Here is a 15,443-nt window from a genome sequence, read left to right on the forward strand (position 1 = left end):
ATCCGTTTAATTTTAGGACAGAAATGGACATTAGAAAGAAATATAAGCCATTAGTGGTACATTTGTCACAACTTTAACGCTAACAAAGCACAGAAAGATTGAACAGAAAAGTGGATAAAAGCCACTGCTGTCCAATTCTGGGCAGTGGCTCATAGTCACAAGTGGAGGGAAGCTGGTGTGTAAGAGAGGGGAGACTTCGATTCCTACTATTTTGAGTAGTGGTATCAGCTAACCACCTGGCCTTATATTCGAGCTCGCCATTAATAGTCGATTCATCAAGCCTGGTACCAGCATCTCTGAACCAAAAGTGCTTAGATGATCATCGTCGCGATACAGCGACCGCCCCTCCACCTGTATTTGGCATTCTGAAGGGCAAAGCTCCGGCACAAGACTACCTCGCTGTATTTCAAACTCCTCCGACAAGGCCTCAAAAGTCGCCCTTACCCGACTGTTACGCTCCACCACTTGTTCTAGTGTCGGCGCCGCTTGTACCCGAGCCCCAATAAACTCCGCGCTAGCAATAGCCAATGGTACGGAAAAAGAAATCTCTGGAATCCCCTCAATAATCACCACGCTGCGGCCCGAAGCACGAATTCTGGCGATAGTTTGCCGAAGTCCATAATCAAATAACTCATAGTTTCGACTGGATTGGACTCCATTTATCTGAGGGCCATCTTTATCTCCCGCCAATCCCAAAACTGCCGACGGCCCGCCTTCTCCAGGAGATCGAGTGCCCTCGGCTAATAGGGCCCAGCGAGCCACCAAAACAACTGTGCCTATATCAGAGCGACGCTCCAGCATCCCCATGACATCTTCATTAAAGCGGTCACACCCATGGGATGCACCCATTTCCAAACGAATTACATCCAGAAGCGGCGCACAAGCAGACTTTGCAGCTACAATTCCACTGTACCCCTCAGCCTCAAGCCAACGCTCAAACCCTGGAATAAAAGCACCCGCATGGGAATCTCCCCAGAGTAGATAGTCTACCTGGGAGTCGTCGTCGGGTGCCCCCACCTCACAAAGCCCCTCGGAGGGTGCAAGCTTCATACAGCGGCGCTCTTCGGGTGTGCGTGATCTAGCGCTCTCATAAGCTGAATATACCGGCTCCGGCAGCCTTGAGGGCACTCCTTTTTTTATATTGATAACCAGGGAAACACTCATGATAAGTGTTCCTACAGCTCCCAGTGACAAAGCCAGGCCCCGACGGGAAAGCCCCTTCGCGGGGGTACGGCGAAACGGGGCTTCTACAAACCGCCAACTGAGCCAGGCTAAAATGAGAGATAAAACAATCGCAGCCAACGCCAGTATCAGGGGAAGTTCTGCTGCCCCGTTAAGAAGCCGGAGCAAAACCAGAATTGGCCAATGCCATAAATACAGGGAATAGGAAATTAGTCCTACCGCCACTAGAATCCGTAATTGCAGCAGCCGAGCAACAACCGTTTGCCGACACCCTCCTGTCCATATAAGCGCGGCAGCTCCAATACAGGGCAACAAAGCGGCGATTCCAGGAAAGGGCGTGGAGGAATCGTAAACAAAGACACTGCAGAGAATCATCGCGATTCCGGCAGCCGCCACCAGCTCCAGCAGCCAGGCTTTACGCACCTGTGGGAAGGCCCCCAGGGCCAGTAGAGCCCCGAGCCCCAACTCCCAAATTCGAGAAGGGGTCAGGAAATAATTGGCAAAAGGCAGGGCATTGGTTGCCCAAATTGAGTAGCCGAGAGAGAGTATTGATAGCCCCGCCACAACCAGCAATTTAGAGCGCCGGCTGCGAGAAGCCAGCAAACACAGCAATAATGGGAAAAACAGATAAAACTGCTCTTCAACTGACAGTGACCAAGTGTGCAACAGCGGCTGCCAATCTGCCCCCGCGCCAAAATAATCTTCAGTGCTCTGCCAAAACCAGAAATTTGATACAAACAGGAGTGTTGCCAGTACCGACTGCCCAAGCTCTTTAAACGGTTCTGGCGGCAATACAAACCAGCTCGCGGCAATCGTGGCCGCCAGCACAAAAAATAATGCGGGCAGGATACGGCGAGCGCGACGCTCGTAAAAATTAGCCAGGGAGAAACGGTCTTCGCCGATTTCCTTCACCAGGATACTGGTAATCAGGTAACCGGAAATAACAAAAAAGATATCGACCCCAACAAAGCCACCGGAGAAACCCGGTAACCCTGCATGGGCCAAAACAACAGGAAGAACTGCTAATGCGCGCAACCCATCGATGTCTCGACGGTACCCAATACTGCTCATAGTGTATAACCGTAAAACCGTAAGTCCCTTTATCCCCAAACTTAATGTCTGCGGGAGCGACGGTTACCACCAGGGCCACCGCGTCGTCCGTCACGATCACCGTGACTGCGCTGGACCTTTACTTTAGGAGGCTCTACCAATAGCTCTTCGGGCGGAACTTCACACTTGAGCTTACCACCGAGCAGCTGCTCAATAGGCTCCAGGCGCATGGCATCATCTTCACAGGCGAAACTGATAGAGGTGCCCGTTTTACCTGCTCGGCCAGTTCGACCAATGCGATGAACGTAGTCCTCCGGCTCTTCAGGCAAGGTGAAATTCACCACATGGCTGATACCATCAATATGGATACCGCGCCCGGCGACATCCGTAGCCACCAGCACCTTGGTTTTGCCAGATTTAAAGTCATCCAGGGTCCGAACCCGCTTGTTTTGAGCCACCTCACCTGAGAGCAGGCCCGCAGAAATGCCGTGGGCCAGAAGCTGCTCGTGCAAGCGGCGGCACTGGTCTCGGCGGTTGGCAAACACAATGAGGCTGTCTACCTCCTCTCGCTGCACAATGTTGTAAAGCAAGGTGTACTTTTCTTCGCTGGCAGAAAGGTAAACATGCTGTTCTACGGTATCCGTGGCGACCCTCTCAGGCTCAATCTCAACAACCACTGGATCATCCGTCCACTGCTCCACCAGATCATCGACTTCAGGGGTGAATGTCGCGGAGAAAAACATGGTTTGACGGTGGGTTTTGCGCGGGGTCTGGCGAACAATACGACGCACCTGGGGAATAAAGCCCATATCCAACATGCGATCCGCTTCATCAATCACCAGGACTTCCACCTGATCCAGGTAGCAATCCCGATTACCGACAAAGTCCAGCAGGCGGCCCGGCGTTGCAACCAGGATATCCACCAGTCGCTCATTCAGGTTTCTCTGCTGCTTGTCGTAATCCATACCGCCAACCAAGGTATGGATTTCAAGGTCCGTATGTTTACACAACCCCTTGGCATCATCGGCAATCTGCATCACGAGTTCGCGAGTAGGAGCAATAATGAGTGCGCGAGCTTCTCCGGCATAGCGCTCACCTTCAAACGGGTGCTTTAGCAGATCATCGATCACGGTGATCAGGAAGGCTGCGGTCTTACCGGTACCGGTTTGCGCCTTACCCACCAGGTCATGGCCATTCAGGGTGTGGGGAAGGGATCGGCCCTGGATAGGCGAGCAATACTGGAAACCCAGGTCGTAGATAGCGCGCATCAACTCATTCGGCAGTCCAAGGTCGTGGAAGCGAACCTTGCCCTCTTGCTCCGGAACCTGGAATTCATCCAGGGACCAAGGGGCAACCACGGGTGCCTTTGGCTTTCTGCTGCGTTGGCGCCCTTTTTGAGCGCCTCTGCTACCGCCTCTGCGCGACTTCCCCTCCGTCTGTGCGGATTTTGTACGCCCCTTGGCAGCCTTGTCAGACGGCTTTTGCCCTTCTTTTCGGCGTCCGGAGCTGTCTTCTCCCCGGCGGGAGCCCTTATCCTCTTTGGAGGAGGATCGGCGGAACAACTTTCCTATCAAGTGAAATACTCGCTCAAATGTTCAAATAATCGGCGAGTATAACATCTCTAGGTGGTACCCTGCCCGCTATAGTGACGGCACAGCCAGTAATCCACACTAAAAAACCGCCCCGCACCACTACACAACAGTGCTAACAGCATAATGAAGTAGGTTGCCGCAAACTCAATACCATTCTTCAGGATGGTCACTCCCCCGGTTTCCACCAGCCATTCATAGTTACCGTGCTCCTTAAGCAGATCGACAATTTTTTCTTTGCGTACCGAGGCTTCATCAATCAGGTCCTTGCGCCACTCCCAAGGTACGCTCAGGGTTTTATCCGGCAGGGCCGACCAACCATTCTCCCAGTGGGCCGTAAATGCTGCTACTGCCATCACAAACATTAAGGGAATCGCTACCAACCGAGTCGCCACCCCCAGCAAAATGGCAATACCGCCAAAAAACTCTACCAGGGCCGCAATCCACGCCATCAACATAGGCGCCGGAAGCCCCAACCCCCAATCAGGATTGCCAAACCAGGCGGCAACATCTCCAATGTTATTCATCTTGTTCATACCGGCCAGGATGAAAATCGGTGCCAAATAAATCCGCAGCAACAATGGCCCCAGCCAGTCTATTTTGTGCACATAGTGTACAAAGCAGTTGTACCAGTGGCTCAGGCTATTCATAACTCCACTCATCTAGCTCAATCTCTCATCAGTGTCTTTGTTCACTTTAGTCGAGTGATACCGCCAACTCTTACACTGCCTGCACTCCAGCCATGTGAAAAGCACATCTATGCTTGCAGGATTCAAGTAACTTGAGAGTGATCAGGTGGGAAAAATTTACGTGCTGGTCCACGGGTTATTTCACGGAGGCTGGTGCTGGAGCAGGGTCGCCCATATCCTGAGAGGTAATGGACACCGGGTATTTACTCCCACGCACAGCGGCCTGGGGGAGCGCAAACATTTACTCTCTCCCTCCATCGGCCTGGATACCTTTATTGAGGACCTGATCAATATGATCCTGTGGGAGGAGTTGCAGCAGGTAACCCTCGTAGGGCATAGCTTTGGGGGAATGGCCGCCACCGGCGCTGCCGATGCCCTTCCTGAGCGGATACACCGACTTATTTATCTGGATGGGGCTGTTCCCGAATCCGGACGACCATTCAGCAGTCAGCTCCCCAGCGGTATTGAAGAGCAGCGGCTCAAACAGGCCCAAAATATCAATGGCACTCTGTGTATTCTACCCCCGCCACCAGAAGCACTGGGGATTACCCAGCCCAACGACATCCATTGGCTGAAGCGCCGTATGACTCCACACCCTATCAAAACCCTGTTGGACCCCATCCACTTACAGCGCTCACCGGAGCAGGGGCCTCCATGTACTTTTATTCACTGTACCCAACCCGAGTACCCACCGGCTATCTACAGTAGCCACAGAGCAAAGCAGATACCTGGATGGTTGTATCGGGAAGTGGAAATTAACCACGATTGCATCATCAATAAACCGGAAATGGTGGCCAAACTACTTGAGGAAAGTCCTTAATCAACTCTGGGCGCAGGCGCCATTTGTACCGTAGAATGTCGGGCCTTTTTGCAGTATCGCCTCACCAGCTCCCAAGCAGGCTGAAGGCCTTTCCGAACTTTGGCCCACCGTCCGTTTTCAGCAGCATTGCAAAGGTCAGGGCCTGTTAATACTCCCTCGCAGGATTAATTTTTTGTCAAAATTAGCCCAGACCCCAGAACCCCTTATCGAGATCAGTAACAAAAGCTCAGGTTTTTCTTTGTTCAAGCTTTACCGGAATGCCACTAAAACTGAATTGTCGCACCTGACCACTTTGGGAGGCCCTCTGGTGGTCAGCAACCTGGCAGTGGTGAGCATGGGGGTTGTCGACACCCTGGTGGCTGGGCGCGCCGGTGAAGTGAGCCTCGCTGGACTTGCACTCGGTGCCAGTATTTGGGCCGTTTGTGCAGTGACATTAATTGGCCTGCTCGCCGCTATCTCCCCTGTCGTTGCACACTTGCGCGGTGGTCGCGATGAAGCCGGCTGCGCCAGGCAATTGCACCAGGCGCTGTGGATCGCACTGATCGGTGGCATTCTGGTGTTTTCCGCCCTGCTTGCGGTTCCTATCTGGAGTCACTGGATAGACACGGAAGAGCCAGTTCGCAAGGTGATGGAGGGCTATGTACTGGCCCTGACCGTCGGCACCCTGCCTTTTGCACTCGGCACAGCGTTACGCGGTTATTGTGAAGGTATGGGGCAGGTGCGCCCGGTGATGCGCATCTATATCACTGCCGCAATTTTAAATATTCCCCTGGATATTCTTTTGGTCTTTGGTGCCGGCCCCATACCGGCAATGGGAGGAGCGGGATGCGGATGGGCTACAGCAGCGGTCAGCTGCTTGATAGCACTGGCGCTCTTCTGGCACGCAAATACCGATCCGGTTTATCACAAACTTAAACTCAAGCTGCTGCCGCCTCGCCCCCACTGGCCAACCCTGCGCCACTTACTCGCAGTTGGCCTGCCAATTTGTGTGGGTGCAGCTAGTGAAGTCACTTTTTTTGCCAGTCTTACTATTTTGCTTGCCCCCTATGGCGCTGCAATTGTCGCTGCACATCAAATTAGTATGAATGTAGGTTCAATTTTTTACCTGGTTGCTCTGGCCCTGGCCCAAGCTCTGAGTATCCGCACCGCGCACCTACTCGGTCAGGGACGGCCAAAGCGTGCCCGCTTTTGCGGCAAGGTGGGTATCAGTACCGGGCTGATCTATGCACTGGGCACTGGTGTACTTTTGATTATCCTGCGCACCCTGTTTGTTCAGGCCTACACCAGCAACGAAGAAATTATTGCAGTGGCAACCAACCTGCTACTGCTATGTGCCGCATTCCAGTTGGTGGATGTCACCCAGGCAATGACCTGGGGCGCCCTCCGCGGATACAAAGACACCAGCGCCCCAATGTTTATACAACTCTTTTCCTATTGGCTGGTGGGGCTTTCTAGCGCCTATTGGCTGGGGGAAAATTTCTGGGGCGTGTACGGCTACTGGACCGGAGTCTGCATTGGCTTGGGAGCAGCTTCAATTCTGTTGGGAATTCGCTTTTGGCGAACCAGCCGCAAAGCGATCGAGCGCACCTACGGATACGCGTAATTCGGCGCGTATCACATTCCTCGGGAACGTATTGACTATACTGGCGCTCCAAAGTCCCAATCTGTGCCGGACACAAGGCTCTCCGGCACGCCCAGATATACGAAGTTGACCGGAGTGCCGAATGACCCCGCGCCTATCCCCCATAAGGACCCGCCACCTGTTAAGCCTGGCTCTATTGCTTTCATCCACCCAGGCCCTAAGTGCAGATGACAGCGCTGATGCACAAGCCGAAGAGATGCCCCAAGCCGCCAATTTACAATTGGACCAACCTGTAATTACCGAACTGGGGCCTCCGACAAAAACCGACTCCACCGTGAAAGATACTGAGGTAGCGAGTGAGAGCTCCGAAGAAGTATCATTGCCAAAGGCGGAAAACCTGCAACTTGACCAGCCCATTCATGAACTGGAGCCTCAACAACCTGCCGCAAAGGCAGAAACAGCGCCGGTACCTGCCAAAGAAGCCGAAGTCATCAAACCAAAAGCTGACCTGCCAGAGCCCGGCACCATTTCCCTGGTCCCAGGCGAATCCGCCAAGCCGCTGCGCTTGCTGGGTTCTGAGGTTCCCCCAGCAACCTCCACACGCCTGGCCTGGTCCCCTAGCCAGCACTTCGAGGGAGTCTACAGCCCCACCGCAGTACTGGTAGTTAATGGCGCCAAACCTGGGCCGGTGCTTTGCCTTACCGCTGCAGTCCACGGTGACGAATTGAATGGTGTGGAAACTGTGCGTCGGGTTATGTACGACCTGGACGCCGATCACTTGAGCGGTGCTGTGATCGGCGTACCCATTGTCAATCTGCAGGGTTTTCACCGGGGCTCACGCTACCTGACAGACCGGCGCGACCTGAACCGGCACTTCCCCGGCGACCCCAATGGCTCCTCGGCCTCACGAATTGCCAATTCATTTTTCCACGAAGTGATCAGCCACTGTAACGCCGTAGTGGATTTACATACCGGCTCTTTTTATCGAACCAACCTCCCACAGTTACGCGGTGATTTAACCAATCCCAAAGTGGTGAAAATGACCCAGGGTTTTGGCTCCACCGTGGTACTGCACAGCGCCGGAGCCAAGGGCACCTTGCGCCGCGCCGCCGTGGAAGCCGGTATTCCCACTGTCACCCTGGAAGCAGGGGCACCGATGGTGCTCGATGAGCTATCCGTAAGTCACAGCGTCAAAGGTATTCGCACTCTGCTCAATCAACTGGGCATGGTGAGCAAATTCCGCCTCTGGGGCGATCCCGAGCCGGTTTACTACACCTCGACTTGGCAGCGAACTTCAACCGGAGGGGTTATTTTCAGTGAGGTACAACTAGGCGAGTTTGTACGCAAAGGGGACCTGCTGGGAACAGTTACCAACCCGATTACCAATGTGCGCACGGAAATTCGCTCCAAACACAACGGCCGTATTCTTGGGATGGCTTTAAACCAGGTCGTCCAACCGGGATTTGCTGCCTACCATATCGGCATCCAGGCTCCCCAGGAGCAAATTAGTCAGCCTCAGGAGGTGATAGCGGAGGAGTCGGTTGCTGACAAATCAGAGAACAAAGTACCTGCAACCCCAGAGAGTCGCCAACCACCAACAGAGGGTGAGGAGTAAATCCTCATCTAAGAGTCACTGACTTTGTCGACCACCTTAACTTCAGGCTTAATTAAAGGTTCCGGCTGAAGGGTGATGTGGTCGATATCGAAGCGCTTGACCAGGGTTTCCCGCAAGCGCTCCAATACACTGGGCCAAGCCAGCAAATCATCCACCACAATATGAGCTGAAAGGGAAATGGTGCTGGAATCCAGCCGCCAGATATGTAAATCGTGCACGGAGCGCACACCGGTTACCGCCGCTAAAGTCTCACCTACAACCGGTAAGCTCAACTCCCTAGGCACCCGCTCCATCAATACATCCACCGCATCCCTGAGAAGACGTACACAGGAAACCAGGATTAACAGGCAAATAAGAAGTGATAGCAGGGGATCAATCGGGACCCAACCAGTAAAGTAAATCACAATCCCGGAAGCCAGTGCTGCAATAGAGCCCAGCATATCACCCATCACATGCAGAAGTGCTCCGCGAATATTGAGCGTACGCTCACCTTTTAGTAAAACCCAGGCCGCAAGGATATTGATTAATAAGCCCATCGCAGCAATTAACATCACCGTACTACCGTGCACCGGCTGGGGGTTGCGCAAACGGTTAATCGCCATAAAAGAAATGCCGATCACAATCAGCAGCATAATCAGGCCATTGGTTACAGCCGCCAAAACCTCCGCCCGCCCCCAGCCGAACGACAATTCCCTATCAGCCGGTTTCTTTGCCAATACCGCGGCAATAGCCCCCAGTGCCAAGGCAAAAGTATCGGTAAGCATATGGGCAGCATCGCCGAGCAAGGCCAGGGAACCAGACAGCCAGCCACCTATGGCTTCAACTATCGAAAAACTGAGGGTGAGAACCAGTGCAATAATCAGTGGGCGCAAAGCGCCATTGCCGGTTCGGTGGTGGACATGATCATGCATAGGCTCCCTCCTCAAATCCCTGTGGTAGCTCCGCAGGTATAACTATTTTTGCCCTAAGGTAATTCGCTCCCAACCGGAATAATCCCTGCGACTTGAGACTTTATTCAATCCCGCCGCAGAAAAAATATCCCGCACACGCTCAGCTTGCTGCCAACCGTGCTCGACCATCAGCCAGCCACCGCTTTCCAGGTAATCACTGGCCGTTATGGCGATATGCTCAATATCTGCCAAACCCTGCCGCTCTGCCACCAACGCAGAGCGGGGCTCAAAGCGCACGTCGCCCTGCACCAGGTGCGGGTCAAATGCATCGATATAAGGAGGATTGCTGACGATCAGGGAAAACTGCTGTGGCTCCAAACTGGAAAACCAATCGCTCTGGATGACTTCCACATTTTGCAGCTTGAGGGAACGCCGGTTTTCCTCTGCCAGTGCTATCGCAGCGGGTGATTTCTCCGCTGCGATAATTTCCCATCCTGGTCGCTCCGATGCCAGAGCCAGTGCAATAGCACCAGTGCCAGTGCCCAGGTCCAATGCCCGCAATCTGCCCTGAGGGAAAAACTCTAGCGCGGCCTCTACCAATAATTCAGTGTCCGGGCGGGGGATCAGGGTGGAGGAATCCACCTTTAGCGGCAGGGACCAAAATTCGCGTTTACCAATAAGGTGCGCCACCGGCTCTCCCGCTTGCCGGCGCTGGAGCAACTGGTCAAAGCGCATTTGCTCAGCTTCATTTAATTCGTATTCCGGCCAGGTATAGAGCCAGGTGCGCTCGCGCCCCAATACACTGCCGAGCAGAAGTTCTGCATCCAGGCGTGCGCTGTCGCTTTCGGTTAATTGGGCGCAGCGTGCGATATTTTCCTTGACGCTGGTCATGGAGAAAAACCTATAGAAACGCCGCTCGAGGCGGCGTAAAAAATCTGGATTTATTGGGCCAGGGCCGCCAACTGATCGGCCTGGTATTCCGTGCGCAATGGCCCGATCACCTCCTCCAGAGCCCCCTGCATAATCTCATCGAGTTTGTAGAGCGTGAGGCCGATACGGTGATCGGTAACCCGCCCCTGGGGATAATTGTAGGTACGGATTCGCTCAGAGCGATCACCGCTGCCCACCAGGCTGCGGCGTGCATCGGAAATTTCCTGGGCCGCTGCCGTTTCCTGGGCAGTATTGAGCTTCGCTTGCAACAGTGCCATCGCCTTGGCTTTGTTTTTGTGCTGGGAGCGCTCGTCCTGACACTCCACCACAATCCCCGTGGGAATATGGGTTAAGCGCACAGCGGAGTCGGTTTTGTTAACGTGCTGACCACCGGCACCGGATGCGCGGTAGGTATCCACACGCAAATCCGCTTTATTAATTTCAATCGCATCGCGCTCATCCGGTTCCGGCATCACCGCTACCGTACAAGCCGAAGTGTGGATACGACCCTGGGATTCTGTTTCAGGAACCCTTTGTACCCGATGCGCACCGGACTCAAATTTTAATTTTGCGTAGACATCTTCGCCAGCGACGCGAGTGATAATTTCCTTGTAGCCACCGTGCTCACCGAGATTTTCGCTGACAATTTCTATGCGCCATCCCTGCTTCTCCGCATAGCGAGAGTACATGCGGAATAGATCGCCAGAGAAAATAGCCGCTTCATCACCACCGGTTCCTGCGCGAATTTCCAGGAAGACATTTTTTCTGTCATTGGGATCGCGCGGCAACAACAAAGTCTGTAACTCTCGCTCCAGCGGCTCCACTTGACCTTCAGCCTCACGCAACTCTTCCTGAGCCATATCGCGCATTTCCGGGTCATCTTCCCCCAGCATCTCCCGAGCCGCGACCATATCTTCCTGCAACTGCTTGTAAGCGCCATAGCATTTCACTACTTCTTCCAGCTCAGAATACTCGCGGGAAAGATCGCGGAATTGATCCTGATCAGCAATTACGTCGGCGTCGCCCAACAGCGCAGATACTTCCTCGTGGCGCTCAAGCAAGGTTTCCAGTTTATTCAGTAACGATTCTTTCATTGATGCTTTTTCTCTAAATCGATATCGGTGAGATCATCCAAGCCAACGACCTCGCGAGCGATACGCAAACGCTCAATATCACCCTCCGCCGTAGCTTTTTTCAGGCTGACGGTGGGTGCATGAATTAATTTATTAGTGAGAGAGCGCGCGAGCTGCTCCATCAGTCGACGAGGGTCCTCGCCTTTTTCCAGCTGTAACAGTACCCGTTCAAGTTCGGAAGTACTCACTTCCTGGGCTCGCTGCCGGTAGCTGCGAATACTATCCACAGCCTCCAGGGAGCGGCTCTCTTTGGTAAATTCAGCCGCAGCGGCATTCACAATTTCCTGAGCTGCCTCCGCCGCTTTCTCGCGGGATCGCTTGCCCTCGTCAATGACTCCGCGAAGATCATCCACCGTATACAGGTAAACATCATCCAGTTCACCAACCTCAAATTCGATATCCCGAGGTACTGCAATATCCACCATAAACATGGGCCTGTGACGACGCTTACGCAGCGCCGATTCAACCGCACCTTTTCCCAGAATCGGTAGCTGGCTTGCAGTGGAGCTGATCACGATATCCGCACGCGCCAGATACTCTGGAATATCCGCAAGCAAAATTGCCTCGGCCCCAAAGCTCTCGGCGAGCAACTGTGCCCGGCTCAGTGTTCGATTGGCAACGATGACCTGCTTAATCCCCTGATCGAGTAAGTGACGGGCAACCAGCTCAACTGTCTCCCCCGCACCAATCAGTAGAGCGGTCTGTTTTTTCAGGTCGGTGAAAATACGCGAGGCCAAAGAGACAGCGGCATAGGCGACAGAGACGGGGTTCTCACCAATTGCGGTTTCGGTTCGAACCTTCTTGGCGACCGTAAACACTCGCTGGAAAACCCGGTGAAGTTCACTGCCAACACTGCCGGATTCCCGCGCCACCGCATAGGCGGACTTGATCTGGCCGAGGATTTGCGGCTCTCCCAACACCAGGGAATCGAGACCACAGGCGACGCGCATCATATGGCGTACCGCTTCTTCGTCGCTGTACACATAAGCACAGCCCTTGAGCTGCTCCAGGGGCACCTGGTGGTATTCAGACAGCCATTTCAACAGGGCTTCTGACTCGACATTTCCGTATATTTCGGTGCGATTGCAGGTAGACAGGATGGCCAGCTCGCGGCACCCCAGTGCCTTTCGCGCATCTCCCAGTGCGCCGGGCATCACCTCGGGGGCAAAGGCCACCCGCTCACGCACTTCGACCGACGCGCTATCGTGGTTGATACCCAGGGTAAGAATTGGCATAGACTTCCGTTAGCATTAAATCTTAAAAGGCGGAAACCGCACTGGGAGCGCATTTTCATAGGCAGCCGCCTCCCTTGCAAGCGTATGAGACAGTAAAATTGCCCGCCGATTTGGCAAGAGCCCCTGCCCACTACCGTTCCAAACCCGATTCACGACTAGAATTATATGGCGATAATCGTTTAAAACACGCCAGTAATACCCCGCTTTCAGCAACAACGTAACGTATGGACACGATCTATGCTCCCACCTCGCGCACATCGGCTTCCAGCCCGTATTTTAAGCCACTTGCTCAAAGCTGCGGCGGTACTAACGGCACTTGTAATATTGGCCGCCTGCAGCCATAGCCAGGCTCCAGCGACCTCTTCAGGGGATCTGGCAGGCGCAGCGGTTGAGCCGAGTAACCTGAACAAAAGAGGGACCAGTGAGTCAGTCGAGCCGGAAGCGAAAACCTTCCCGATTGATACCTTCTACACCCTACTGGTTGCTGAAGTTGCTGGCATCCGCGAGCAGTACGATGTCGCACTGGCCAATTACTATCACCAAGCGGAGATCACTAAAGATGCCGGGGTCGCCGCCAGGGCAACACGCATTGCCCGTTTTCTAAATGCTCGCCAGGCCGCTTTGGATTCAGCTCAACTATGGGTGGAACTGGAGCCACAAAATGCCGATGCACAACTGGCTCTCACCGCGGAGCTAACCCTGGCAGGCGACTTACACACAGCCCTAATTCACGCCTCCAAAACCCTGGAACTCGGCGGTAATCCGCCCATGCAATCCCTCGCGGCAACTGCTATTGGTCACGAGCAGCTGACAGAACAGATCAACCGGGAGTTTGCCCGTCTGGCCAAGGTCTATCCCCTGAATGATGAGGTCGTACTCGCCTACGCCATGGTATTGCGCACGGAAAAAAAGTTCACCCGCGCACTCTCCCTGGTGCGCCGTATCCAGGAACACCACCCGGACCAACTGGATGCCCCACTGCTTGAGAGCCACTTATTAGTTGATCAAGGCAAGCGCAAAGAGGCGATTTCCCTGCTCGAACGGCTTGTCGGTATCCACCCCTCGGAGAGTCGCCTGCGTCTTCAATATGCCCGCCTGCTCATTCGAGAGGATCTGGCCCTGGCTCGCAAGCAGTTTGCCGAATTGGTCAAGCAGCGCCCAGAGGACGGCAACCTGATTTTATCCCTGGCTTTAATTCAGTATGAGACCGATCAAACTGACGAAGCCAAAATCCTGTTTACCCAGCTGCTTGAATTGCAGCAACATGAATCCGCCGCACATTTTTACCTGGGTGGCATCGCAGAAAAGTCTGGAGAATTCTCCAAAGCAATTAGCCACTTCCGCCAAGTGGGTCCCGGCAATGATTATGTGGAGGCTATTACTCGGGGCACAGAGTTGCTGGCAAATCTAAGGGAGTACGAAACCAACCGGAAATGGTTTGCTGAACTGAGAAAAAAACACCCCACTCAAGAAGAACATTTTTACCTGATGGAGGTCGAATTACTTCGTAAAAGTGGTGAAGCCAGCGCGGCTTTGCAACGAGTTGAAGAAGCACTACAAACTAACAGCACCAGCGGTCGCTTGATGTATACCCGCGCGCTGCTGCACGACCAGCTCGGCAACACACAACAATTTGAAAAGGATTTGAGAAACCTGCTGGAAAGAAACCCCGATAACGCGACGGTTCTCAATGCTCTCGGCTATAAACTGATTGAAGATAAATCCCGGCACAAAGAGGCCTACCAATTAATCAGCCGCGCCCTGGAACTCGAACCGGAGGACCCGGCGATAATCGACAGCATGGGGTGGATAGAGTACCGTCTTGGCAATTTCGACGCAGCGGAAAAGTATCTGCGACAGGCGATGGATAAATTGCCCGACCACGAAATTGCCGCACACCTCGGCGAAGTATTATGGGTTCAGGGCAACAGGGAAGCAGCGCTGAAAATGTGGAGAAAAGGTCTTCTTCTCAACCCTCACAGCAAGATTATTCCCGCTGCCATGAAGCGCCTACAAATCAAAGAGTCACTGGAACAACATGCATCAGATAGCTGAAACCACAATTGCGCGAAAAATCTATCTGTTATTGCTGGTAAGCCTGGCAATGATGATTGCCGCCTGTGCAGGGCAAAAAACCAAACCGGAAGCCGAGCCGGATTCCACCACTGAAAATCCAGCGCCGCAAACAGTAGCGCAATTTACCCAGTGGAATCTCAAAGCCAAGCTGGGGGTTCGCTCCCCCAAAGAAAATGGCAGTGCAAACCTGGCCTGGCTTCAGGGCGGTGCCGAGAATTTCCGCCTTCATTTGAGCGGCCCCCTCGGTGCAGGCACTACAGTCATCACCGGATCAGCCGGGGGCGTCAGCCTGGTACGCGGCAGCGAACCGCCAATTTATGCTCGCAATCCGGCACAACTGACCCAGCAAGCACTCGGCTGGCCCCTGCCCGCCCGGGAAATGTTTTATTGGGTGCGAGGCCTTCCTGCGCCCGGAGCCAAGACTGGTGAGCAACGCAACGCCCAGGGCCAACTACAGAGCCTGCAGCAATCGGGCTGGGCATTGAATTTCAGCGATTACCGCAGCGAGGGCAGCTTCGTCCTGCCAACCCGGATAAAAGCACAAACCAACAGCCCAACCGGTCCCGTATCGGTCACCCTGGTGATTAAAGATTGGGGTTTATAAATGCTCAAGTGACAGCATGCAGGTATTATGTCGGTCTGTAATTAATCA

At 53.8% G+C, this 15,443-nt stretch carries 12 protein-coding genes; 5 read left to right on the plus strand and 7 right to left on the minus strand.

From position 1 onward, the window contains the following. Positions 1–228: 228 nt before the first annotated feature. The 3 genes from BTJ40_RS17215 to BTJ40_RS17225 are packed head-to-tail and all read right to left on the minus strand — an operon-like array spanning position 229 to position 4,471. Positions 229–2,253 carry an acyltransferase family protein gene (locus BTJ40_RS17215; protein ID WP_202862821.1) on the minus strand — a complete coding sequence of 675 codons (2,025 nt, stop codon included), beginning with the start codon at positions 2,251–2,253 and terminating at the stop codon, positions 229–231. Between the two features lie 41 nt (positions 2,254–2,294). Then, on the minus strand, positions 2,295–3,806 hold the full coding sequence (gene rhlB / locus BTJ40_RS17220; protein ID WP_238152043.1) for an ATP-dependent RNA helicase RhlB: 1,512 nt from the start codon (positions 3,804–3,806) through the stop codon (positions 2,295–2,297). Between the two features lie 47 nt (positions 3,807–3,853). Further along, positions 3,854–4,471, minus strand: a complete 618-nt coding sequence (locus tag BTJ40_RS17225; RefSeq protein ID WP_238152044.1) for a DoxX family protein — start codon at positions 4,469–4,471, stop codon at positions 3,854–3,856. Between the two features lie 145 nt (positions 4,472–4,616). Here BTJ40_RS17225 and BTJ40_RS17230 point away from each other — a divergent pair, with 145 nt between their 5' ends. The 3 genes from BTJ40_RS17230 (at position 4,617) to BTJ40_RS17240 (ending at position 8,527) form a co-directional block, all read left to right on the plus strand. After that, entirely contained in the window at positions 4,617–5,330 is a 714-nt protein-coding gene (locus tag BTJ40_RS17230; protein WP_108734248.1) for an alpha/beta fold hydrolase, read from the plus strand. 172 nt (positions 5,331–5,502) lie between these two features. Beyond that, positions 5,503–6,933, plus strand: a complete 1,431-nt coding sequence (locus BTJ40_RS17235; RefSeq protein ID WP_238152045.1) for an MATE family efflux transporter — start codon at positions 5,503–5,505, stop codon at positions 6,931–6,933. Between the two features lie 121 nt (positions 6,934–7,054). Next, entirely contained in the window at positions 7,055–8,527 is a 1,473-nt protein-coding gene (locus BTJ40_RS17240) for a succinylglutamate desuccinylase/aspartoacylase family protein (protein ID WP_108734249.1), read from the plus strand. An 8-nt stretch (positions 8,528–8,535) separates the two neighbouring features. On the opposite strand, the gene BTJ40_RS17245 is transcribed toward BTJ40_RS17240, so the two are convergent. Genes BTJ40_RS17245 through hemA form a run of 4 tightly spaced genes read right to left on the minus strand, consistent with a single transcriptional unit; the run spans position 8,536 to position 12,715 of the window. Beyond that, positions 8,536–9,438: a cation diffusion facilitator family transporter gene (locus tag BTJ40_RS17245; protein WP_108734250.1), complete on the minus strand. Its 903-nt coding sequence runs from the start codon at positions 9,436–9,438 to the stop codon at positions 8,536–8,538. Positions 9,439–9,480: 42 nt separating this feature from the next. After that, the gene (gene prmC / locus BTJ40_RS17250) at positions 9,481–10,308 is read right to left on the minus strand and encodes a peptide chain release factor N(5)-glutamine methyltransferase (protein WP_108734251.1); all 828 of its coding nucleotides are present in this window, start codon (positions 10,306–10,308) and stop codon (positions 9,481–9,483) included. A gap of 50 nt (positions 10,309–10,358) precedes the next feature. After that, entirely contained in the window at positions 10,359–11,441 is a 1,083-nt protein-coding gene (prfA, locus tag BTJ40_RS17255; RefSeq protein WP_108734252.1) for a peptide chain release factor 1, read from the minus strand. Further along, positions 11,438–12,715: a glutamyl-tRNA reductase gene (hemA, locus tag BTJ40_RS17260; protein WP_108734253.1), complete on the minus strand. Its 1,278-nt coding sequence runs from the start codon at positions 12,713–12,715 to the stop codon at positions 11,438–11,440. The genes prfA and hemA overlap by 4 nt, the downstream gene beginning before the upstream one ends. Before the next feature lie 237 nt (positions 12,716–12,952). Here hemA and BTJ40_RS17265 point away from each other — a divergent pair, with 237 nt between their 5' ends. Then, on the plus strand, positions 12,953–14,770 hold the full coding sequence (locus BTJ40_RS17265) for a tetratricopeptide repeat protein (RefSeq protein WP_108734254.1): 1,818 nt from the start codon (positions 12,953–12,955) through the stop codon (positions 14,768–14,770). Next, positions 14,754–15,395, plus strand: a complete 642-nt coding sequence (gene lolB, locus BTJ40_RS17270; RefSeq protein ID WP_108735318.1) for a lipoprotein insertase outer membrane protein LolB — start codon at positions 14,754–14,756, stop codon at positions 15,393–15,395. The genes BTJ40_RS17265 and lolB overlap by 17 nt, the downstream gene beginning before the upstream one ends. Positions 15,396–15,443 lie beyond the last annotated feature (48 nt).

It is taken from the genome of Microbulbifer sp. A4B17, from assembly GCF_003076275.1.
In the GTDB taxonomy this organism is placed as follows: domain Bacteria; phylum Pseudomonadota; class Gammaproteobacteria; order Pseudomonadales; family Cellvibrionaceae; genus Microbulbifer.